Source organism: Prosthecobacter debontii (assembly GCF_900167535.1).
GTDB lineage: Bacteria > Verrucomicrobiota > Verrucomicrobiia > Verrucomicrobiales > Verrucomicrobiaceae > Prosthecobacter > Prosthecobacter debontii.
In genome coordinates, this window is the sequence record NZ_FUYE01000009.1 from 80,896 (window position 1) to 104,145 (window position 23,250).

A 23,250-nucleotide genomic window follows, 5' to 3' on the forward strand; every position below is an offset into this window, starting at 1 on the left:
CGCTACTGCGGTGGGCCGATGTTCCAGCGATAAAAGTGGTCCAAAGGAGCATGAGTGCCGCTCGTTTGGTAATCAGGGAGATCGGGGTTTTCCAGATCGAGTTGGCGGCTGATCACGACGCTGCCGGAGTAAGTGGAGGTGATGCGATCCTGCGTGCCCTTGAAGGTCTGAGGAGACGAACTGCGTTTCTTGACCAAGCTCTGGGCGATGAAGTGCACGCGGTAGGTGTTGGAGCGTGTGGTCAGACGAGAATACAGGTGGGCGTAAGGGCGCTCCTTGCTGTTGTCTCCCGTGATCCGGTGTCTGGCCCAGAAGGCTTCCATCTCGCCACGGGTGACTTTTCCCGAACTGGATGTCAGGCCTTCCGGCACGAGATAGTGCTCACAGATTTGACCTGGGGTGAGAAAGACATTTCCAGGGGCAAAGACTTCCTGATCCCAGAGATCTACGGTTTGTTCGGCGTTTAGATGTGCGCGAAAGCGGTCATCAGGGCTGCTGCCATCCTTGTAGCTCGACGCTGCCGTGTCTGGGATAGCCATGAGTGTTTCAGCCTTCAGCGCGGCATGCAGAGCGGTGGCGCGGGTGATGTGGCGGAACGGGAGGATCTGATGGTTGAGGTTGATCTTTCCCTCAGTTTCCAGGTGGGTGCTCAGAGGTTCCGGTTCCAGCACGGGAGACCAGAAGAGGTCTAACAAAAGATGATCGGGAGGTGTTTGCGCTCCGAAATGGGTGGCTTGAGGTCTGAAAAGGAGCGTCTGCCAGGGCACCTGGGCACGAGTCCCGGAGGGTAAACTGCCAAACATGACTGGAGAAGGCAGAAGTCTCTGAGGGCTGAAGGCCGCCAGAGAGACGGGAGGCACGGTGGTGCCTGTCTGGGAGACATTGGTAAAGTAAGGGAGCTGCCCGGTGCGAGCCGCCGCCCAGTGACCATCGTCGGGGCGATTGATGTAAGGGCCGTCGGGAGCATTGGCGATGCCGTTATCAAAGTCGCCCGTGATGTTGGGGGTGGCATCTCCTCGGCGACCTGCATCCAACCTTTGACCATTGACGACATCCTCGAAGGTATGGCTGATCCATTCTCCGGTGTTCAAAGGCTGAACTTGGAGATCTCGGTCTGCCAAGAGAGGTGGCATGTCGGAGGTGTAGGCGGAAGCAAAGCTCAGATCGGGGAGGTAACCCGAACGCTGGGTGGGGTCCACCACCAAGATCTGATCTCGAAGGCTATGCACTTGCGGAAGCCGACCCCAATGAGGATGTGGTGCAAAGACAGGCGTATTACCAAGAGCAGATCGGCTTTCCGCCCAGCGTTGGGCTGCGGTGAGGCGATAGTCCCCATGCATGGGGGTGAGAGATTGGATCACATCTTCGGCGGAGATGAAGGACGTGCCTGTCTTCGCTGCGGTTTCCATACGAGTGGCGAGGTCTGGCTGGGGAACATCTCGGGCAAGGCGAGGCAGCCGGAGATGAAAGGACGCAGGAATGTCTGGGAGGGCCAGGGGCACCACCTGTAGGAGATCGGTGGCACTGGTGCTGGCTGGTGCGTCGTAGAGGGCAATCTTGAGCTGATTGGTTTCATCGGGCGGGGCCTCAAGGGTGAGCACTGGCGGTTCGGATGATTCCTCCACCCGCACGACGATGGGCTTGAACTGTAGCATGCCGGAGGAGAGTCCGCGCACACCCAAGCTACCACCCGCACCAGACCAAGAGCTGGGAGGTAAAGCCGTGGATTCGGCTTCAGTATGGGTGCTTTTAGGCTCAAGAGGAATGCCGTTGATGTAGTAGGTCGGCAGCGGGGCTTTGCGGTGATCCACCTCTAGAGTTCCTGGGGCTCCACCCGCGAGTGCGAGGTTGGCAAAGGGGCGATAGTCCGTCCAACCTTGGCCAGGCAGGAAGGCCTCCACGAGGAAACCCACATCCAGTTCACGATCTCCAGGCTTGGCTGGGTTTTTCTCATCTTCCAGAATGGCACGACCTTGCGGGCTAGGTTCCCCCTGGATCTTGCCGTCGGCATCCACCTCGGCTCGGCAGGTGATGATGAGAGCCACTTCACTGATGGTGAGACTGCGGCCAAAGCCCTGCGGGTAATTGGTGCTCGCCGCCGGGGTGATGGAAGGTGAGAGAATCATCGGCGAAACTTGCCCAAAGCCTTCATGCTCCACCCCTGGACAGAGCACGGAAAACTGCATGATATCGGCGAGTTGATGCTCCGCAAAATTAGCCGAGCGCACATAGTCCATCATCTCAATCAGGATAGCATCACGATCATCTCCGTATTTCGCCAGGAAGGTGGAGTAACCTTGGCTAGGTCGCTCAAACCCCGGCACAGCGCGACTGGTGAGGGAGCGCAGGTGCTCGAGCAATACGCGATTGGCACCACCCATGTGACCGCGGAAGTCCATGATGCCATTGCCGGGCTCAGAGCGTTGGACGAAATAGGGACGGTTTTTGATGTAAGTGCTGAGGGCCATCTTGTGGTTGAAGACGGTGTCACGGCTGGTGTCTGGACTGCCCAGAGCATTGCCATTGGTTAGGGTCTGCGCATGCATCGGCCACATGGATATGCGGGGGGTGCCGAACAGGGTGGTTTCTGGCCCCGCACTGCGAGCAGTGAGGAAAAAGGGGCTCTTCTTCAGCAGGCTAATGGATTCAGGATGATCCTTGAAGAAGGGACTCAGCCTTCGCTGAGTAGAGGCGTCTTCATCGGAGTTTCCTTCCCAGAGGCCGGGGAAGCGATTGGCATCCACATGGTCGAAGAGCAATTCATCGACGCTGCTGTAGCGGCTTTGGCGCACGGATTCCGTGGGGGCTTGACCCCAAAGTGCAGGCCAGTCTGTGGCCGTCGTGCCGCCGACGGAGGTGGAGGTATCACGCTCCGCAATGGTGAGACGACCCAGCCGCCAGAGATTGCGGGCATCTCGCAGATTCATCTCTTCCATGCTGGAGCTATTCGGCACCGGGAACTGCATGGGAGATTGCCTGCGATGCGGAAGCAACACGCTGCTGAGGCAAACGCCCGCTGGGTGGCCTGGCTGGCGCATGTATTCCAGGCGGGAAGGGAGCGTCTGCGCTAAGGCGCGTTCCTGGGAGGTGTCCGCACGTGGTGTGTCCCAGAAGGATCCTTCTGCGGCCGTGTTGATGTTCACCTTGCTGGTTTCATCATCCACCCAGAAGGCGACGCGTCCGACGATGGGGTTGCTGCGGGTTGCTTTCTTATTGCCAGGAGCGGTAAATCGGCCGGTAGTATCCAGCGTGCCGAGCGTGCCGTCCTGCAGCACGTAGAGCCAACGCACAGGCATCGGCAAACGTTGCTGATCGGCGTTTCGTTTGCTTGGCCCGAGGGCACCTTTCTCTTCGAGGTAACGAAAGCCCTCCACGGACGATTTAGGATCGTTAGACCAGGCCCGTGGGTCCACGATGGGGAAGCTCAGGCTGCCATCGGGTGCGCGCACCGGCTCATTGAGATCAATGAAGTCATCGGGCTTCGTTTTCCAATCGTCTGGGAGATCGGCGGCCACTTGAGTCAAGGCGGTGGCTGTCATGCTGTTGGAGCTGTAGAGCTTATACAACGTGTTGAGAGTGCCATCCATGTTGTGCACACGGATGGCACCGGGTTGGCTGGTCCACGGCTTCGGTGTTTGGGAGGGAAAGGTCTGCTCGGTTGCCTGTCGCAGTTGGGCCAGAGCCACATTCACCGCCGTCATGGCATGAAGTCGCGCCCGCTGTTGGTCCACCACAAGGGAGGATTCCTTTCGAGCTTCTCCAGAAAGGGTCAGGAAGGCCGCCATCACCACCATCATCAGCGCAAGCATGCTGAGGGTGATGATCAAGGCCAAGCCCTGCCGAGGTGAATCCGGCGGTGGAGAGCTAACCTGTGAAAAAGGAATCATACGCAGGTGATAGGGCTGGCTCAGCGGGCTTCAGGTTGTTTGAGCAGGAAGGCTCCAGAGTAGATGGGAGTGGTTTTGGCGGTTTCATTGCCCCCAGGGATTTGAGGCAGTAGGAACCAGCCAGCGGCTTTGACTTCGCCCTTACTGAGGCGGACGATCTGACCGGAGAATTTCACGCCTTTGCGAATGAGGGGTGGGCTTGTTTCAGTGAGGCTGAAGCTGCCAGTGATCGAGCCATTGGCTTTGTTCACCTTCATCGCGATCTTCGCTGGATTTGAAGCACTGCTGAAGTCCACCGTGTCGTTCTCTGTCCAAACCGCATCGGTGATGCTCGCGGCCGTGTTGGAGGCTTCAATGCCCGCGCTTTCAAAGAGGACATCGACTGATCCAGCTTCAGGCAACCCGAGCACGATGGGACCTTTCGCCGTTGGTGCCAGATAACCACCTTCGATGGTTAGGTCGATGGGGTCAAATGCGTCGGGATAAGTGCGGCCTTTGGTGAGGGGTTTCTGCCAAGTGGCCGCACCCGTGACGTGGTTGTCAATGAAGAGACCGTCGGCGCTGGCGGCCACCTGCCAGCGGCCGAACAGACTGCCTTTGCCACCATACAGAGCGGCGTAAACAGCCAGCTCTCCATCTGGACCCAGTGTTGTGGAGGCGGTGAGGGCCTGACCATCGGCTGTTTTGCCCACCACTTTGAGTGTGCCCGCAGGCAGGATGCTGAAGGTGGCGAAACCAACACCATGAGGAATGGAATCATCTGCGAGGTCGTCTTCATCTGCCAGATCCAGGGCCACGCTGTAGTAGCCCTCTCGAGTGCTGGCAGGATTGAATTTCTTATCCCAGATGAATCGCCAACCGTCTACTTCAGCCGAACCATAAGTGCCGCTGATCAAATTCGTCTCGGCATTCAGGGCGAGGCTCAATTCGCTGCCATTCACCATCACCTGCACTTGGGGTGAGGTGGCTGCCAGGAAGCCTTTGGCGGACTTTGTGGTTTTACCTGATTTGACCTTCACCGTGAAGGCTCCGGTGGTGGTGGTGACGAGGCCAATCTGACTGCCTAAGCCCTCATTGGCTGTCCCGCGCGAGGCGAGCCCGGTGAAGTTCCCAACGAGGCCGCTCGGCAGGGGTTTCACAATCAGCGGCACGCTGAGGGTTGCACTGGTCCCACCCGAGTTGACCGCGCGGATTTGCACAACGGAGACGCTCGGAGAGCTGGTGCGGCCAAAGATGGCTCCGGTGCTGGAAGTGTATTTCAAACCTTTCGGCAGCCCTGTGATGATGAACTGTTCGGGATAACCTGAAGCCGTCACGGTATAGGCAAAGTCAGCACCAGGATAAGCCACAGGGAAGCTGACCGGATTAAGCACAGGGACGGGCTTGGTGGCGGCTACTTGCAGACTGAGGCTTTGGGTTGAGGCGAAGTCGTGACTGCTCTCTACAACCTGCACGGTGAAGTTGGCGATGCCGACTGTGGTAGGGGTGCCACTGATTACGCCCCCCGGGCTGAGCTGAAGCCCTGCTGGCAAGCTGCCGCTAGCAAGAGTCCAGGTGTAGGGAGAGCCGCCGCCTGACGCTGAGAGCGTGGTTTCATAGGCCGTTCCGGAAACCGCGAGGGGGAGGGGATCTGGGGTGATCTGGAGATCAATCAGATCCCAGGTGAAGGTCTTGTTTGTCGTGAGGTGATGGCTGTCTTCAACCTGGATGGTGAACTCAAAGTGGCCTCCTTCCGTGGGGGTGCCGAAGAGCTGTCCGTCTGGGCTCACCTGCATGCCTGCGGGTAGATCACCGCTTGGCTGGCTCCAGGTATAGGGACCAGTGCCTCCAGAGACGTTGAGGAAGATGATGGTCGATTCACCGGTCTGATGAGCGGCTAGGCTCGCGCTATTGGTGATTTCATAAGGGAGCACGGTGATGGTGAACTCGGCCTCTTCTCGGTGAGAGGCGGCATCGCTGACTTCAGCTGTGAAGGTGTATTCACCGGTGGCTGTCGGTATGCCGCTCAGGATACCTCCGGCACTTAACGTTAGTCCTGGGGGCGTTTGGCCTGTGGTGACTTCCCAAGCGAAGGGCTCCACCCCTCCTGAGGCTGCGATACTGCGTGAGTAAGAGGTGCCCACACGGGCCATGGCTAGAGGAGAGGTGCTGAGGATCTCCAGAGGAGCCGGGGCTTGCGGTGCACCAGCCATGCCGCCAACACTCCAGGCCACGTCCATGGAGGCTGCCGTGAAGCTGCTGAGCGGTGCAATCGTGCGTTCGGTGACTAGCTCTGAGCCGTCACTTTGCAGATCACGGACGACGGTCAGGGTGGTGGGTTCGGTTGAGTTGTCTTTCCAAGGACCGCCGTTGTCAGAGACGCGAACGGTTTGCACCACGTCGCCGTCGCCAGGAGTTAACCCATTGGTGCGGTAGCGCAGGGCTAGGTAATCGATGCCATCCACACCAACGATGAGCATTTGAGGCTTGGTGCGTTCGGGATCGGCCTCATATGGGTCTCCGGCGAAGACATATTCTCCGGCATTGTTCAGGCCATCTTCATCAGCATCAATGCCAGAGGCTGAGATACTTTCGTTCAGATAATCGTCCTCTGCGCCAAGCACCGTGTTGCGATGGTTGAACATCAGCGTGCGCCAGAGCGCATAGGTGGTGGGGGCAAACAGAGCTGTGACGGTGATATCATTGGCGGGAAAGGTCACCGGTAGAGAGCTGCCTCGGGTGACGGTGCCATCGTAAACCCAGCCTGTGGTGCGCCAGCCTGATTCAGGGTCACCGAGGAGGGTGAGTTCTTCGCCTTCCAGGAAATAACGTCCATCCGAAGTCAGGGGCAGATTTTTATCCACGGTGCCTGGCCGGCTATAACGAGTGAAGGGGCGTGAGCGTGTGGCGAGGAGGTAACCCAACTCCTGATGAAAGGACGCTCCAATGACGACATCGAGCTGAGCCTTCCACAAAGGCATGGAGGCGGCGGGTGCGGCAAAGACGACTTTGAAATCGCGGATGTTGAGACCGGTGAGATCCCACTGAAACGCACAGACAATGCGTTCATTGAAGGCCCCTGTTTGCGGATCATCCATACCGCGGAAGGACGGGGTGAGGGTATGGGATTGACCTCCCTGAACATAGACGAGCTGCACGCTGTTCACATTCAGTCGTGAGCCACCGGTTTGAGTTTGGAAAATGACATTGGTGACCTCATCGCTGCTGTCTGCGGGAGGTTGATAGGGCACTTCGAATCTCACAATGTCTGAGAAGCTGTAGATGGCTCCCGAGGACGTGATGAAGGCATCGGTCGCGCCGTTTTGAATCAAGACCGTGCGAGAGATGTCCGGCGTCGCGGGATTGTCATCGTGATCCACAAAGACCGTGCTGGGATTACCCGCTCCATCGGTGCCCGGACCGTTACCCTCGTCTGGAGGGAGAAGCCCGGGCGGGTTTTGATAGTTGTAGTTGATGGTTGGAGGGGCCTTGAATAGGTCCCAATAGGCAAAGTCCGTGCCACCCTCGGCGCGGATGGACGGGATGATGAAGGTGCCATCCTGAGCGTGACTCACGCCCAGAATGGAGAGGAAGGACAACCCAAACGCGGCGCACCATGACAGCGCAGCTTTGGAAGAAAGACGGGGGGATAGGATACGACGCATTTGAGATGTCCTCAGAGATAGGCGGAATTAGGGAGCGACTGTTTGTTCGAGGCTGAAGGCTCCAGACAGGATCGGGGAGGTCTTGGCGGTTTCGTTCTCACCAGGGATCTGGGGGAGCAGGAACCAGCCGACGGCTTTGACTTCGCCATCGCTCAGTCGGACGATCTGGCCCTGGATCTTCACGCCTTTGCGGACCAGAACCGGGGTGCTTTCCACCAAGCCAAAGCTGCCCGTGATGACACCGTTGGCTTTGTTCACCTTGAGGGTCACAGCACCAGGGTTATCGGTGCCGTTGAAGTTAACGGTATACTTATCGGTCCAGCTAGCGCCTTCCACATCAGGATTGATCTCGGATGCTTCCACACCGCCTCCCGCAAAGCGGAGGTCGATAGCACCCGTATCTGGCAGCCCGAGTGCGACAGGACCTTTGGCTGAGAAGCCGAGGTAACCGCCTTCGACGGACAATTCCACATCCTCAAAGGCCGCTGGATAAGTGCGACCTTTGGTTTCTGGTTTGGACCAGGTCAACTCACCAGTGACGTCGTTACCGAGGAAAAGACCTTCGGCGTCTTCAGCAATCTCCCATAGACCGAGGATGCTGCCTTTCTTGGCATAGAGGCCGGTGTAAACAGCCACTTCTCCTTGAGGCCCCATGGCCGAGGCGGAGGTGATGGTCTGGCCATCAGCGGTCTTACCCACGATTTTCAGAGTGCCTGCAGAGGCGACGGTGACAGTGGCATAACCGAAACCGTGAGGGATGGTGTCATCCTCCAGGTCATCTTCATCCGCCAGATCAATGGCGACGCTGTAGTAACCTTCGCGCGTGCTGGCGGGATTGAACTTCTTATCCCAGACGGTGCGCCAGCCTTGGATAGAGGCGGAGCCGTGAGTGCCGGAGACGAGTTGTGTTTCATCATCCAATGTTAGGCGGAGTGGGCTGCCATTCACATTCACGGAAATGTGCGGGGCATTTCCGTTCAGGAAACCTTTCACCGACTTGCTCGCAGCGGCGGACTTCACGGCCAGTGTGTAGGCCCCGGTGCTGGTAGTGGTGAGGGTAAAGGTGCTGCCGAGGTTGGCATTCGCGTCTGTGTCTCGTTCAATCAGACCGGAGAAGCTTCCGACGATGCTTGGGGCCAGGGCTTTGACAATCAATGGAGCCGTGACCTGGGCACTGGTGCCCGCACGGTTGCTGGCGCGAACCTGAACGAGATACACACCGGCCACGGTGGTCTTACCGGAGATCACACCTGTGGTGGCCACATACTTCAATCCTTTCGGGAGGCCCGTGATCGCAAACTTGTCGGGGTAATTGGTCGCTGTGACAGTGTATGCAAAGTCGGTCCCTGGAGTGGTGGGAGTAAACGAAATGGCATTCACTACAGGTGCTGGCAGAGAAGCCGACACGATCAGGTTCAGTTCCTTGCTCACAGAAGATTCTTCTGCATCGGTGACGGTGAAGGTGAGCTCCACTTCGCCAGCTTCTGTCGGCACACCGGAGAGGGTGCCTTCTTCCGCATTCAATTGGAGACCTGCGGGTAAGGTCCCCGCGGTCAGTGTCCAGGTGTAGTCCGGTTGGCCAGCTTCAGCCTCAAGCGAGGCGGAGTAAGCTTTGCCAACGACCGCCGTTGGCAGCTCACTGGTCACGATGGCAAGGCCTGAGACGACATCCAGCACGTAGGTGGCTTCGGCTGCGTAGTCTTCACCATCTTTGGCTGAAACGGTGAAGGTGAGGGACCCGAGTTCGCTCGGGGTGCCGCTGATTACGCCTTCGGCACTCAGGCTCAGGCCTTCGGGCAAGGTGGATGCTTCCGCCAAGCTCCAGATGTACGGGGTGTTACCTCCCGTCGCTTCGAGTTGCACGGAATAAGATGTGCCTTTCACCGCATCCGCTAAGACTTCCGTGGTGATCTCCACCGTCTTGGCGCGCATCGTGTCGCCCACGTAGCCGTAGCGGCTGTATTTGGTGTCCACGACCACTTTGTCGAAACTGTAATGCTGCTGGTTAGGCACGCCTTTGATGTCAATGGAGTAGGTAGCTTGGTTGCCGGGAATCTCCCACTTGGCCCAGAGCTGAGCGGTGCTGGCGCTGGGGCCTTGCACAACGATGGTGGGCTCAATGTCGTTAATGGAGCCAATGTAGATTTCATTGGCAAAGTCTGAGCCGCCCATGCCGCTGCTGGCGGAGGCGATTTGCAGGATGATGGTGGTGTAGCCCTCCTCACCCACCACGCCATTTGTCGGCACGGTGATTTGTTCGTCGAGCGTCAGGTCCACTTTAGGATCAAAGGAAAGCAGGTAGAGATTTCCGCCGCCGCTGAACTGGTGGATTTCTTCGTTCTTCGTTTGGAAGCGGGCCAAGCCCATGGAGTCACTGCCGATATCAGGCGTGTTATCATTGATCACCGTGGCAGGTCCGGTGACCCCGAAGGTATCCCAACCAAAGTAGGTGGTGCCACTGGTGCCACGGCCGCTCGGCGCAAGAATGCCTGACGTTTGCTCAAGGATCGCGGCCACAGGCGTCGGTTCGTTGAGGACCATGGTGTCGCCAATCGTCTCCCCCTCTGCACTCCAGAAGGTATCTACTTCGATCTTGTCAAAGCTGTAGGCTAACGTGTCGGGTGCCCCGGTGATGGTAAAGGTGTAGCTCTCGGCATTGCCCTCGAGTTGCCAGACCGCCCAAAGTTGGCCGCGCCCCGTTTTGTTGGTGCCTTGAATGACGGTGGGGGATACACCACCAATGTCACCCAGGATATAAGGGGAGGGGAAACCTCCATAGAGTGTGACCAACTGGACCACGATGGTGGTCTTGCCCGTGACACCCGGTGTGCCTGCCGTGACCACCGTTACTTCCTCAGAAGGTGGGTTTGCAGAGGTGTAGAAGTTTCCGGTGCTTGAGGTGTGATCTTCCTCAGTCGTCGTGCGGAAGCGCACGCCTTCGGGAGGGTTTGCACCGATGTCGGGCGTGGTGTCATCAATGGGGGTGGAGATGGCTCCAAAGCTGTCCCAGCCGAAGTGGGTCGTGTTTGCACTGCCGCGGGTGACAGGCACCACGTGCGTGGATTCTTGCGTGAGGACGTAGTCAACCGCCAAGGCGGAGGCACTGCTTAAGCCGAGGCTTAACGCCGCGACTCTTGAGAATAATTTGTTAATCATGTGGGAGGGTAATGAGCAGGAACCGGGTGTTGAACCTGGGTCTCATTAGCTCCTCTCACCGCTTCGATGCTTCGCTCACCATGCTTGGAATTGTCGGTGAATTGTTTTTTCGCAAGACGGCGTCAATCCATGGCAAACGAGAGCAAGCCGACGGGCTAGAGCGGATGAATGAGCAGTGCGATTCGAAAACATTGAGAATGCATCGCATTTATAAAATGCCTCCGTTTGCCTTACATACCTCTCCCTCCTGGCTGTGGAATCACAGTCAACGGGTGGGTATGGGGACTGGGCAATGGAGCGAGGCGATTCATTCTGATGCTCTCTGTTGTTGCCTGAATTTCCATGGCGAAGGAGTGCTCCATCTCGCTTCGGGGCAGGAGGTCACGATTAGGCCTCAGACCTTGATCTGGTGCCGTGGTGTCACATCTGCCGCACGCACGCATACCCGAGATAAGCATGAGTGCCTGAGTCTGATCTACCCGGATGAGTGGATGGATGAGTGTCTGGAAGAGATCATGCCGCAGGTGCCTGAGACGATCCGGCATCTGGTGTCCTCGGCCCTGCCCTCGGGTTTCTTCCTGGGCCGTTCCTTGACGGCGGAAGATTTCGTTTGGTCCCGTAGCCTCATGATGTCCTGCCTGAGCGATGCGGCGCGGCGCATGCTGGATACCGCACGCATGACAGACTTTTTGTTGCGCGAACTTTTTGCCGCTCCTGAGGTCGATGAGTCTGCGGAACTCATGTCCCGTGCTGAGCGAATTGCCCGTGAACGCGTGGAGCGGGTGAAAAACGAAGTGCTGTTACACCTGGATGAAAATCATAACCTCGAGTCATTGGCGAGTGCGGCAGGGTGCAGCCCGCCATACCTCAGCCGCACCTTTGCTCAGATCGCAGGCATCCCGCTCATGCTATGGATCCGGCGCGCGCGCGTGGAGCGTGCAGCGGAGCTTATCGCCAGTGGTCGCTGCAATGTCTCCGAGGCGGCCTTTGCGGTCGGCTACAGCAGCTTTTCTCACTTCAGCCGTGCCTTCCATGAAGAGAAGGGCGTCTCCCCTAGCAAGTGGATCACCCATCTTGCCAGCACAAGAGTTCCGTAAACCTACGTATTCGATTCCTATGAAACCAAACCTCCTCTTCACTCTCCTCTGTCTGGCGGCTCCCGCTTGGCTGAGTGCCGCCACACCACCTCCTGATCTCCCGGCTCCCGTCTCCAGCTTCGGTGCAGCGGCGACTCCGCAGGGCCTTGTCTATATCTATGGGGGCCATGCAGGTGCGCGACACAAATACAATCGTGAGGATGTGAATGGGGATCTTTACTTCTGGAAGGAAGGCATGACGGCTTGGGAGAAACTGGGCACCAGCGAGCCAGCTCAGGGTGCCTCTCTCATCGCATTGGATAATCGCATCCTGCGCATCGGCGGCATGGCAGCGCAGAATGGCAAGGAGGAGTCGCAGAGTCTTTGGTCTAGTGAAACCACCTCCGTCTTTGACCTGTCGAAAAAAGCTTGGTCAGAGCTTCCGAAGTTTCCCGAACGTCGCTCCAGTCATGACAGCGTCCTCATCGGTGACACCTTATATGTCATCGGTGGTTGGTCTTTGGGCGGTGGCACGGTGACCCATGCGGAACCTCATTGGCATGACACCTATCTGACGCTGGATCTCACAGACCCCAAAGCCCAGTGGCAGACCCACAAGCAGCCCTTCAAACGCCGCGCTCTGGCGGTGCAGGTGATGGGGGATAAGCTCTATGCCATCGGGGGCATGAACAGTGATGATGAACCCATCACGGATGTGAGTGTGCTGGATGTCAAAACTGGTGAGTGGACCACGGGTCCGGCATTACCTGGAGGACGTGTAGGAGGATTTGGCTTCAGTGCCATCGCACATGAAGGGCGTCTCTTTGCCAGTGGTCTGAGCGGTGTCTTGCTGGAGCTGCGCGGAGATGCCTGGGTGCCGATCGCCAAATTGGAACACCCCCGTTATTTCCATCGTCTCGTGCCGGGTGGAAAAGGTCAGCTCATTGCCTTGGGCGGTGCTAGCCATAAGGGGCCGAAGCCCTCACCGGAAATCATTGCTCTGCCTGCCGCAGACTCAGCCCCCCTGGAGATGACGGAGGCTCCTGCCCCTGCAAAAAAGCCTCATGAGGGGGCCTCGGCTCCCTCCCTCTCTTGGCCCGCCAATGTGCCTGAGGCCGAGAGTGATTGGCCTGGCTATCAAGGCCCTCGTGGGAATAGCACCACCCCAGAGGTGGGTTTTCTCACCGCTTGGCCAGCGGATGGGCCGCGTGTGGCTTGGCGCGATCATCTGGGCATAGGCCTCGCTAGCTTTGCCGTGGTGGGGGAGAAGGTCTATACCGCCTCCAATGATGGCCAGGATCATGACACGATTTGGTGCCTGGCGCTGAAGACGGGGCAGGTGCTCTGGAAGCATGAAATGACCGTGCCGACCAAGAGTCATGAGATGGCAATTGTGCCCTACGGTCCTGCTGCCACGCCCACGGTGGCGGGGGATCGTCTCTATGCTCTCAGTCGAGAGGGGGATCTTGTGTGTTTGAATGTCCAGACGGGCGAGTTGGTTTGGCAAAAAAGCCTCATCCGTGATCTCGGTGGTAAACGCCCTGTTTATGGCTATGCCAGTAGCCCTGCGGCAATTGATGGGAAGCTTTATCTCGATGTAGGAGGTAACACAGGTTCCACCGCATGTCTGGCTGCGGATACGGGGAAGGTCATTTGGCAAAAGGGAAAAGGGGAGGCGGGCTACAGCACCCCTTTCATCATGCAGCATGAGGGGCAATCGGCCCTCGTGACCTTCAAAGGCGAGGCTCTGGAACTGCGTAATCCTTCGGACGGAAGCTTGCTTGCGGATTATGCCACCACCACGCGTGATTTCTGCAATTGCGCGACCCCCATCGTCACTGGCAAGACCCTCTTCATCAGCCATACCGGTGGCATGGGCGCACGTGCCTTGGACTGGGAGAAGGATAAGCTGACGGAGCGTTGGTCAGACCGCAGCCTTGGACTGCTTTTTCATAGCGGTCTGCCCTGGGGAAATCACCTCCTCGCTTTCAATGACTCCTTGCGCGGCAGCAATGAACTGCGTCTGATGGATCTCACCACAGGCGAAGTGCTCTGGAAAAATACCGAAATCCCGCGAGGCAACGGTGTGCTGGCGGATGACGGTCATGCCATCTTCCTGACCAATCTGGGTGAGCTCATCCTCGCGAAAGTCGGGGCAGATCATCTGGAGATTCTTTCCCGAGTCCAAGCCCTGCCTGCGAAAGCGTGGTGTCAGCCCGTGCTCAGTCATCGTCATCTCCTCTGCAAGAATAATAATGGCGATATCATTTGTTATGACTTGAGCAAGTGATGGAGCTTTTGCACGGACCGTCACGGCGTTGGAGATCTGTGCCGTGGTCGTCCTGCATGGTTTTGTTCAGCCAACCCATTGAGTTATTTTGCGCAGGATCACGATTATCCTTTATCTAGGGACGCGCTTTTGGGAGGCTGCTTGCAGCGCCTTCATGCATGAAGATTCCGTCCGCTTTTATCCTTTCGCTCCTGCTTGGGGCCGACTGCTTCAGCGGGATTTCCGCCAACGCTGAAGAGCCCCTCTTCGATGAGACCCAAGCGCTCACTTTGTTCGCCTTCGATGAGGTCTCCATCCCGCATGTGCAGAATCTGCGCGTGGAGATGCGCTCTCCCAAGAAGCACCCGGCCAATCCGGTGCTCAGACGCGGTGCTCCAGGTTCACCAGATGCCAAAGGCGTGCAGTTTTATGGATCGATCCTTCGGGAAGGGGACAAGTTCCGCCTGTGGTATGTGGCCTTTGATGATGATAAGAAAAACAAAGTGGCCTCAGAACGCTGGCGTGCGGCTTATGCCGAAAGCTCCGATGGTGTGAATTGGACGAAGCCGGATCTGGGCCTCGTGGAGTATGCAGGTAATAAGCACAACAACCTGATTCTGACCGATCCTGCTCCGCTGGGAGTTGTGAATGTGAAAGTGCTGCGGGATGATGAAGATCCTGATCCTGCTAAACGCTACAAGATTTCGAGTCATGTCTATTTTCGCAACACGCGTCGATTGGGCACCCTGGCTCCTTTTGTGAGTGCGGATGGCCTGAATTGGCGCATGGAGCGTGAGGTGGAGACGGTGAAGGCAGAGCTCCAGATTAAGGATGTGGTCTTGCCCCCGATTCACTTCGAGCCCAGTGGGGGCTTGTATAAGTGGCAGGGGATGTTTTATGCCTCAGGTCAAAACTCCATGAATGCCGCGCAGCCCTATCATGGACGAGTGGCACGTGTGTATCGGTCCGCAGATTTTAAGACGTGGTCACAGACGAGTAGTGTTTCTCTGGTTCGGGATGCACAGCATACCTTGTTAGGTGCAGGACGGAGTCGGGAAGGCGAGCAAACCCATGAAGGGATCAGCGTGTGGAATCGGGGGAACATGCTGCTCGGCATCTTTGGTATCTGGCATGGAGCCAAGGAGTGGAAGGATGTCACGATCGATCTCGGTCTTGCGCTTAGCAATGACGGAATTCGTTTCCGCCAGCCTGTGCATGAGTGGACCTTTCTCAAACGAGGTGACGATGGTGAGTGGGATCAAGGGGGACTCATCCAGGGACAAGGCTTTGAAAACATTGGAGAGCAAACCTTGGTCTATTATGGAGCTTGGGACCCGCGACATTGGGAGGAAGAGCCGGATCGAGGGGGCGTTGGCATTGCCATGCTCCCGCGTGATCGGTTCGGCGATCTCATTGTCGAAGAAGCGGGGAAGGGCACTGGCGATTATCAATTGCCTGAGATCACCAGCGAGTTCGTGACGGCTGCGATCCCGATGCGAGGGCGTGAGGGACTGTTTTACGTGAATGCGGACGGACTGGGCGATGAAGCCGGTTTGAAAGTCGAGCTTCTGGACTCACTGGAAAAGGGGCTGCCTGGATACTCCGGTGCTGATGCCGCGATTGTGAAGACAAGTGGTTTCCAAACACCGGTGCTCTGGTCAACCCCCGAGTCAAAGGGCAAGCTGCCTGACCAAGTGTGTTTGCGCGTGACCTTTGAAGGGAAGCGAAACACGCAGATCCGTCTCAGTGCAGTCTACCTCCGATGAGTGGCTCGGATGATTGGATGACTTCTCGCTTCAAGCTTGGCTTGAGCAGCGGATCAAACAAAACAGCCCGCTGAAGAGCGGGCTGTTTAAAGACTGAAGTGGGGGATCCGCGAGTCGATTAGATCTCGTCTTCGATCAGCTCAATGTTCTTGCCACCGAGCTTTTCCAGGAAGGTCTTGGTGCCTTCTTGGGAGAACTTGGGATCGCGAGCTTCGATGCAGACGAAGAATGTATCGTCAGAGAACTTGGCGAAGCGCTTGGAAACGAACAGAGGGTGATTCAGGCGTGGCAGGCCGATGAAGGACAGCAGACCGAAAAGCACGGTGAAAGCCGAGAAGAGAATGGTCAGCTCGAACATCACAGGGAAGAACGCTGGAAGCGTCCAGATGTGGGTGGGCTTGGCCTGAACCACGGTCGGATATGTCTCAGCCAGCTTCTGGAGGAAGCCGAAGCCAATGTCCGACCAGAAGGTGGTCTGGGTCAGGGTCTGCAGGGTGAAAGCCACGCAGGTGCCAGTCATCCCGCCGAAGAAGACGAACCAAGGCAGCTTGGAGCGTTTCACACCCATGGCATGGTCCATGCCGTGGATCGGGAAGGGAGAATGAACATCCCAGCGCTGATAACCAGCGTCCCGGACATGCTCAGCGGCATGGTAAAGATCCTGAACGTTGTCGAACTCAGCGAGGAAGCCGTGGACGCGTTTAAGTTTGGTGCTCACGATGGATTTGAAATTGAAGATTTAAAACCCGGATCAGGCGGCAGACTTGGCCACATGGCGGTCAGGATAGTTCATCAGGTCTTCTTCCTGGACGCCTTTCTCACCATGACCATCGTTGTGAGGATCAGACTGAGGCAGCACGCCTTTGACTTCGCCGATGGCAATGACAGGCAGGAAGCGCAGGAACAGGAGGAACAGCATCATGAACAGGCCGAAGGTGCCCAGGAAGGTGTATTTATCCACCCAGGTGGCCTCATAGACGCGCCAGGAACCCGGGGTCAGGTGACGCTCCAGAGTGGTGGCGATAATCACGTAACGCTCAAACCACATGCCGGCGTTCACGCACATACAGACGATCATCACGACCCACAGGTTGTGGCGGAAGGGGCGATACCAGAAGAGCTGCGGGGCAAACACGTTGAACCCGAACATGAAGTAGTAAGCCCAAGTGGAAGGACCATACAGACCGCGTAGCTGGAAGGTCTGAAGTTCGAACTTGTTCGCGCTGTAGTAGGCGATGAAGAACTCCATGCTGTAGGCGTAACCGACGATCGTCCCCGTGAGGAGAATGATCTTGGCCATGTTGTCGATGTGCTTCGGCGTGATCAGATCTCCCAGACCGTAGATCTTGGAAACGGGGATCATGAGCGTGAGCACCATGGCGAAACCACCGAAGATAGCACCTGCCACGAAGTAAGGAGGGAAGATGGTGGTGTGCCAGCCAGGAACGACGGAGGTGGCGAAGTCGAAGGACACCACGGAGTGCACGGAGAGCACCAGCGGGGTGGAGAGAGCCGCCAAGAGCATGTAGGCCGTCTCGTAGTGGCTCCAGTGGCGGTTGGCACCGCGCCAGCCGAGAGAGAAGATCCCATACAGCGCCTTACGGAGACCGGGTTTGCAGCGGTCGCGGAGGGTGGCAAGGTCAGGAACCAAACCGAGGAACCAGAAGATGGCGGAAACGGTGAAGTAGGTGGACACCGCGAACACGTCCCAGAGGAGAGGGGACTTGAAGTTCTGCCAGATGGCGTTGGCGTTCGGGATCGGAGCCAGGAACCACACCATCCACACACGACCGACGTGGAAGGCCGGGAAAAGACCGGCACACATCACGGCGAAGATCGTCATGGCCTCAGCAGCCCGGTTCACCGACGTGCGCCACTTCTGACGGGTCAAGAACAAGATGGCGGAGATGAGCGTTCCGGCGTGACCGATACCGATCCAGAACACGAAGTTGGTGATGTCCCAGGCCCAGGCGACGGGCTGCTTCTGACCCCAGACACCGACGCCGGTGGAGATGAGGTAGGCGAAGCAGAAGACCGTGAGACCTGTGAGAAGCACGGACGGAACGAACAGAATCCACCAGAGGAGGGGCTGCTTGTTCTCGACGATGCCGCAGACGCGGTTCGTGATCCAGGAGTAGGAGCGGTTGTTCAGGACCAGGGGCTCGCGGTCCAGAATGCGTGCGGAGCCTGTATGGGCTTCCGTAGAGTGGGTGGTAGCAGTGGCTTCCATGTTTCCGGCTTAGATTTGGTGGGCGCTCCAGGCGGCGATGTTCTCGGCCCCAGGCATGGCGGGATTTGGGTTGCGCAGACGGGCCAGGTAGCTCGTGCGAGGACGGGTGCCGATGTATTTCAGCAGCTCGTAATTGCGCGGGGAGGCCTTGGACTTCACGACGGCAGACTTAGGATCAGCCAGATCGCCAAAGACGATTGCATCGGTCGAGCAGGCAGCCTGACAGGCTGTCTTGACGGAGTCGGTCGGGATGCGGAAGTTCTTCGAATCACGCTGCTTCTGCTTCTGCAGGATCTTCGCCGACTCGAGGCGCTGTACACAGTAGGTGCACTTCTCGATGACACCGCGCATACGGACGGTGACGTTCGGGTTCTTCTGAAGCTGAAGGGACTCGCGGACGCCGGTCTTCTCCTTGGTGGAGAGAGGGCCCCAGTAGAGTTCGTCGAGCGGACGCTTGTTGTAATCGAACCAGTTGAAGCGGCGGGCCGTGTAAGGGCAGTTGTTGGCGCAATAACGGGTGCCGATGCAGCGGTTGTAAGCCATGGCGTTCAGACCATCTGTGGTGTGCACCGTGGCGTTCACCGGGCAGACGGTTTCACATGGAGCCGATTCGCACTGCTGGCAGGCTACCGGTTGCTGCACCATCTCAGCATTTTCGAGCTGCTCGACGGTCGGCTCGATCATGACGTCATCCGAAGGAGCGTTTTGCTCACCCCAGGTGGCGGAAGCAAAGTAGCGGTCCATACGGATCCACTGCATGAGACGACCTTTGCGGACCTGATCTTTGCCGACGACCGGGATGTTGTTCTCGGAGGTGCAGGCAATGTTACAGGCGTTACAACCCAGGCACTTGCTCAGGTCGATGGTCATGCCCCACTGATGCTGCTTCTCGTAGTCGAAGCCTTCAGGGTTGGTGGCGCTTTTCTCGCCCACCTGACCTTTGTAGAAGGAGATGTTCTGAGGGATGTGGCCATCCATGCCGGTGACTTGGGCAAAGTCAGGCTTTTTGGCAAAGGTTTCCAGGGTGGCTTCGCGATACAGCGCACGGCCTTCCATGGTGTTGTGCTCCTGCGTGATGGCCAACTCGTAAACTTCGTCGAGTTTCTCGATCTTGGCACCGGTCAGCACGAAGTCGCTCAGGCTCTTGCGCAGAGGATAAGCATTGAAACCGCGATGGCTCTTCTTGGCTTTCTCCGCGTTACCAGAGGCAACGAAACCGAGGTTTTCCTGACCGTAACCGACCGGGATGGAGATGGAGTTGGAAACGTGGCCTGGAGCCTCGATGGCGGCGATGGTCAGTTCAGCGCCATTGACGGTGATTTTCACCATCTGGCCTTCTTTCAGCCCCAGAGAGCGGAACGTGGCGGCACCGATAAGAGCGGCGTTGTCCCAGGTCAGCTTCGTGACGGGATCTGGAGCTTCTTGAAGCCAAGCATTGCTGATGTAGCGGCCATCATACACACCGGAGTCCGGGGTGAGGACCACTTCCAGAGAGTCGGCTGAAGGAGCAGCGGGGACAGCGGCTTTGGAGACTAGGCCAGCCACAGCGGCGGTATTGATCACGCCAGCGGACTTCACATAGGCGGAACCTTTGAGGAAGCCGTCACGTAGGGTGGCATTCCACTTCACTTCGTCGAGGCTACCCGCCACAGCGGTGAAGGTGTCACGCACGGCCTGGTAGGCGGCGTCTTCGGGGGCAGGTGCTGCAGGATCAGCCGCTGGAGCCACAGGGCCCAGCTTCTTCCGCCCCAGGAGGGCGAGCAGCACTTCATTTTCGCTAGAGCCGTCGTAGAGAGGCAGGATCAGTGGCTGCACCACCGAGTAGGTGCCGTCTGCAGCGCGGGCATCACCCCAGGATTCGAGGTAATGAGCGGCGGGAATATGTAGAGCGGCCTTGCGAGCGGTCACATCAGCCAGATGGCCGACGTGGATGAGCTGGATGGCTTTGTCCTTCAGCGTGGCGGCTAGGTCGGCAGCGCCGGGGGCATCAAACAGCAGGCTGGAAGGGCTCAGGGAAACGATGGTCTTGATCTTGCCGGACTCGAGGCCGGACTTGAGATCAGCCAGCGTGCCGAGTTCGGTCTCACCCGTGGACTGGAGTAGAGCGATGGTGGAGCCGTAGGCACCCAGAGCGTTGTTGATGGCAGCCACCAGAGCGTGCACTTCAGCACCGTAGCGGGAGCCAGCAAGGACGAGGGATTTACCCTTGTTATCCTGAAGGTCGCGGATGGCTGGGGCCAGCCACTCTTTCAGACCTTGAGGTGCGGTATCGGCCAGAGCTTTGGCGGAAGCTTCACCGAGTTCAGCGGCGATGACAGCGGCTGCGACTGGAATAAGGCTTGCGGCGAGAGGCTTGCGATGGTCCGCCATACCACCGGTGACGGTGTAGCGGTTCTCGAGCTGATACAGACGGTTCATGTCACCGCCTGGAGTGTCCTTGGAGCGCTGCTTGGCGAAGTGCTTGATGGATTCACCCGCAACAGGGTCGATGCCGAGGAAGTCGCAATCCAGAGACAGGATGCGCAAAGCTTGGCTCAGACGGACGAAGGTTTTGACGCCTGCGCCGAGGATGTCTTTGTTAGCCACGTCCTGACCTTCGGTTGACAGGGCTTCGTAGCCGATGAGGCTGGCCTGTGGGAAGGCGGTCTTCACTTCACCCAACAGACGGTGCGTGGTGGGGGAGGTTGTGCGGCCGACGAGGATGGCCAAATCTGCACCGCCCGCTTTCTTCGCGGCTTCGGCGCTCTGGGTCAGGAAGCTATTGACGGCATCCCAGGTGGTCTTTTTACCAGCGGCCAGCGGGGTGCTGGAGCGCTCAGGGTCATACAGATCCAGCACGGAGGCTTGAGCGTAGCTGTCGAGGCCACCACCGAGAGGGTGGAGGGGGTTGCCCTGAAGATGGGTCGGGCGGCCTTCATGCGTGATGGCCACGATCGGGGTTGCACCCGTCGCGGTGGGTTTCACCGTGGCATAGAGCAGAGGCTTGCCGGGGACCATCCACTCCACGTGATCCGTGTAGGGGAGGATGTTGGTCAGCGGACGGCGGCAGGAGGCGAGGCCCATCATGGCCGTCGAGGCTCCCATCAGCTTGAGGAAATCACGGCGCGAGGTTTCGCGCTCTTCGTCATTGAGGGTGTCACCAGCGGGGAATTCGACACCGAGCTTGTTCAGAAACTCCGAGCGGCGCTCCAGCTCGGCACTGCTGCGCCAGTAGCGCTTGCCAGTCTGCGGCTCTTCGGGGTGGTTCCAGATGCGTTTCATGTGGGGCAGTTAAAGAGGGGCGCAGGGGTTAGCGGTGGCAGGCGGTGCAGTTTTCAGGGGGCTGAATCTGCCAGTGCTTCTTGAGTTGGGTTCCCACTTCGAGCTGGGTGACGTTCTCACCGAAGGTCGTGGAGGCCAGAGAGACGAGGTCTTCGACTGTGGTGGCTTTTTTACCTTCGCTGATGGTGCCGGCAATTTCGTCAGCCTTCACACCTTTCGCCAGGAGGCCTTGATAGAAGGAAGTGCGGTCCAGTTGCTCAGGCTTGTAGTTCAGGTTGGTCACTTGCTCCAGCGGGCGCAGCTTTTGCTCAGGATTGCGGTGGCACTCAAGGCACCAGCCCATGGACTGCGGCTCAGCGTGCTTCACCACTTCCATCTCATTGATCTGGCCATGGCAGGACTGGCAGGAAATGCCGCGGTTAAGGTGGGCGCTGTGGTTGAAATAAACGTAGTCAGGAGCCTTGTGGACCTTGATCCATGGCACGGGCTGCTTCGTCTCATTGGCCTTTACGACCATTTCCAGTTTCGGACTGGAGGACTTGATGTTGCCTTTGCCTGGACCATGACAGTTAAAGCAGGTCTGGTTCGTGGGCACGTTGGCATGGCTGGAGTTCTCCGCAAAAGAGTGGCAGTAGCGGCAGTCTAAGCCCAATTGTCCAGCGTGAATCTTGTGTGAGAAGGGCACCGGTTGGGTCGGCTCATACCCTACGCGGGTGTATTTCGGTGTGAAATAATAAGCGACGCCAACACTCACCCCAAAAGCGATGAATGCGACCCCGATGGCTAGCTTGAGTGGCAGCCAATTGGTCCAACGCGGAAAGAAGTTACCCATAAATCTCGGTGAATGTGCTTGTGAAAAATTTCACAAGCAGGCTGGAGAATAGAAGTCCGGCAAGGCTTTGCAACTCTGGAAATGATTTTTTTAGCGGCTTGAAAGCACTTGAAATTCGTTTTTGGGAGTCACCATTCGAGCCACAGAAGCTTGCGCTTAAAGTCGAATGTGACCCGGTAGTCCTTGAGGAAAAAGCTGCCGATTCGGGGGATGCCCGGGGAGATGTCCACCTCGGCATCCCGGTAGGTGCCAGAAAATACGTTCAGGTCTTTCAGCTTCACGGTGCGCATGTTGGCCTCCGAGGAGGTGACGGTGCCACCGATGGATAACAAATAGAGACCTTCGATCTTCTGCCCCTGGTTCTGGAGCTTGAGTCTGGCGGCGATTTCTTCGTTGATTTCGATGCCGTTGAAGGAGCCGCTGTCCACCAAGGCTTCCCATGAGACTCCGCCGGACTTGACGGTGATGAAGGGCACGCCCTTTTTCACTATGAAAGGGGTTTTGGAAGTGCGAGCGCCAGGCCGTGCGGTGTAGTTCTGACCGAAGCCGAACACCGCTCTGTTCCTCGGATAGTCGAGCGTGAGGTAAGTGCAGTTCTCATGAGCGAGGTCAAAGCCCAGAAGGCTCTCCGGGAAATCGGCCAAATACAACATCTGGCTCTGATAGGTGCGGACAAAGCAAGGGTAGTCATGCACGGACCAAGTGCCGACAGTGAGTGGGTCCAGCAGACCGATCCGCCCCTGCTCGCTGCCGACCACGCCCTTCATCTCTACCGTCATTTCGGTCGGGTTCAGGATTGGCAGCTTCTTTTTCACCGCGAGGCTGGCCTGGATCATGGTTCGGGAGGCTCCTGTATCTAGCATCATCGGCACTTTACCCTTGGGGCCAATCTGCACGTCCACAATGGGGAGACGGGCCAGGATATCCATAGGCACGGTCACTGGAGCGGTAGGGCGGGGGCCATGATGCTTCAGCATCTCCATGAATTGTGCTTTGGAGACGACCTGGGTGTCTAGCTTGGCTAAGGTGCCAGCGGAGACCGGTCGATGATCGGCCTTTTCGACACACTGAGTTAACAGAAGAGGCGAAAACAACAGTGAAAGGGCGGAGAGCAGTCGCATCGTGCATG

11 protein-coding genes are annotated in these 23,250 nt (G+C 57.8%); 3 read left to right on the top strand and 8 right to left on the bottom strand.

Annotated features, from left to right (window positions below; all coding sequences use genetic code 11):
- Nucleotides 1-2 precede the first annotated feature (2 nt).
- From vccA to B5D61_RS14510, 3 genes are read right to left on the bottom strand one after another with little or no spacing between them, the layout of a single operon-like run.
- Nucleotides 3-3,887 (bottom strand): Verru_Chthon cassette protein A, encoded by a 3,885-nt coding sequence (gene vccA / locus B5D61_RS14500; RefSeq protein ID WP_078814103.1) that lies wholly within the window; start codon nt 3,885-3,887, stop codon nt 3-5.
- A gap of 20 nt (nt 3,888-3,907) precedes the next feature.
- Nucleotides 3,908-7,531, bottom strand: a complete 3,624-nt coding sequence (locus B5D61_RS14505; protein ID WP_139373271.1) for a putative Ig domain-containing protein — start codon at nt 7,529-7,531, stop codon at nt 3,908-3,910.
- A gap of 27 nt (nt 7,532-7,558) precedes the next feature.
- Complete coding sequence (locus B5D61_RS14510) at nt 7,559-10,687, bottom strand: Ig domain-containing protein (protein ID WP_078814105.1); 3,129 nt, start codon at nt 10,685-10,687, stop codon at nt 7,559-7,561.
- A gap of 353 nt (nt 10,688-11,040) precedes the next feature.
- On the opposite strand from B5D61_RS14510, the gene B5D61_RS14515 reads away from it, so the two are divergent.
- From B5D61_RS14515 to B5D61_RS14525, 3 genes are all read left to right on the top strand, one after another.
- A complete protein-coding gene (locus B5D61_RS14515; RefSeq protein WP_176159452.1) occupies nt 11,041-11,784 on the top strand; it encodes a helix-turn-helix domain-containing protein in 744 nt (247 codons plus the stop codon).
- A gap of 19 nt (nt 11,785-11,803) precedes the next feature.
- Entirely contained in the window at nt 11,804-14,053 is a 2,250-nt protein-coding gene (locus B5D61_RS14520) for an outer membrane protein assembly factor BamB family protein (protein WP_176159453.1), read from the top strand.
- Between the two features lie 158 nt (nt 14,054-14,211).
- Entirely contained in the window at nt 14,212-15,798 is a 1,587-nt protein-coding gene (locus tag B5D61_RS14525) for a glycoside hydrolase family protein (RefSeq protein ID WP_078814108.1), read from the top strand.
- A 118-nt stretch (nt 15,799-15,916) separates the two neighbouring features.
- Here the strand turns inward: B5D61_RS14525 and B5D61_RS14530 are convergent, their stop codons facing one another.
- From B5D61_RS14530 to B5D61_RS14550, 5 genes are all read right to left on the bottom strand, one after another.
- Nucleotides 15,917-16,516, bottom strand: a complete 600-nt coding sequence (locus tag B5D61_RS14530) for a DUF3341 domain-containing protein (protein ID WP_078814109.1) — start codon at nt 16,514-16,516, stop codon at nt 15,917-15,919.
- 33 nt (nt 16,517-16,549) lie between these two features.
- Nucleotides 16,550-18,028, bottom strand: coding sequence for an NrfD/PsrC family molybdoenzyme membrane anchor subunit (gene nrfD, locus B5D61_RS14535; RefSeq protein ID WP_078814110.1), 1,479 nt, complete (start codon nt 18,026-18,028; stop codon nt 16,550-16,552).
- A gap of 9 nt (nt 18,029-18,037) precedes the next feature.
- Nucleotides 18,038-21,289, bottom strand: coding sequence for a TAT-variant-translocated molybdopterin oxidoreductase (locus B5D61_RS14540; RefSeq protein WP_078814111.1), 3,252 nt, complete (start codon nt 21,287-21,289; stop codon nt 18,038-18,040).
- Nucleotides 21,290-21,317: 28 nt separating this feature from the next.
- Nucleotides 21,318-22,121 carry a cytochrome c3 family protein gene (locus B5D61_RS14545; protein WP_078814112.1) on the bottom strand — a complete coding sequence of 268 codons (804 nt, stop codon included), beginning with the start codon at nt 22,119-22,121 and terminating at the stop codon, nt 21,318-21,320.
- A 128-nt stretch (nt 22,122-22,249) separates the two neighbouring features.
- Nucleotides 22,250-23,242 carry an aspartyl protease family protein gene (locus B5D61_RS14550; protein ID WP_078814113.1) on the bottom strand — a complete coding sequence of 331 codons (993 nt, stop codon included), beginning with the start codon at nt 23,240-23,242 and terminating at the stop codon, nt 22,250-22,252.
- Between the last annotated feature and the right edge of the window lie 8 nt (nt 23,243-23,250).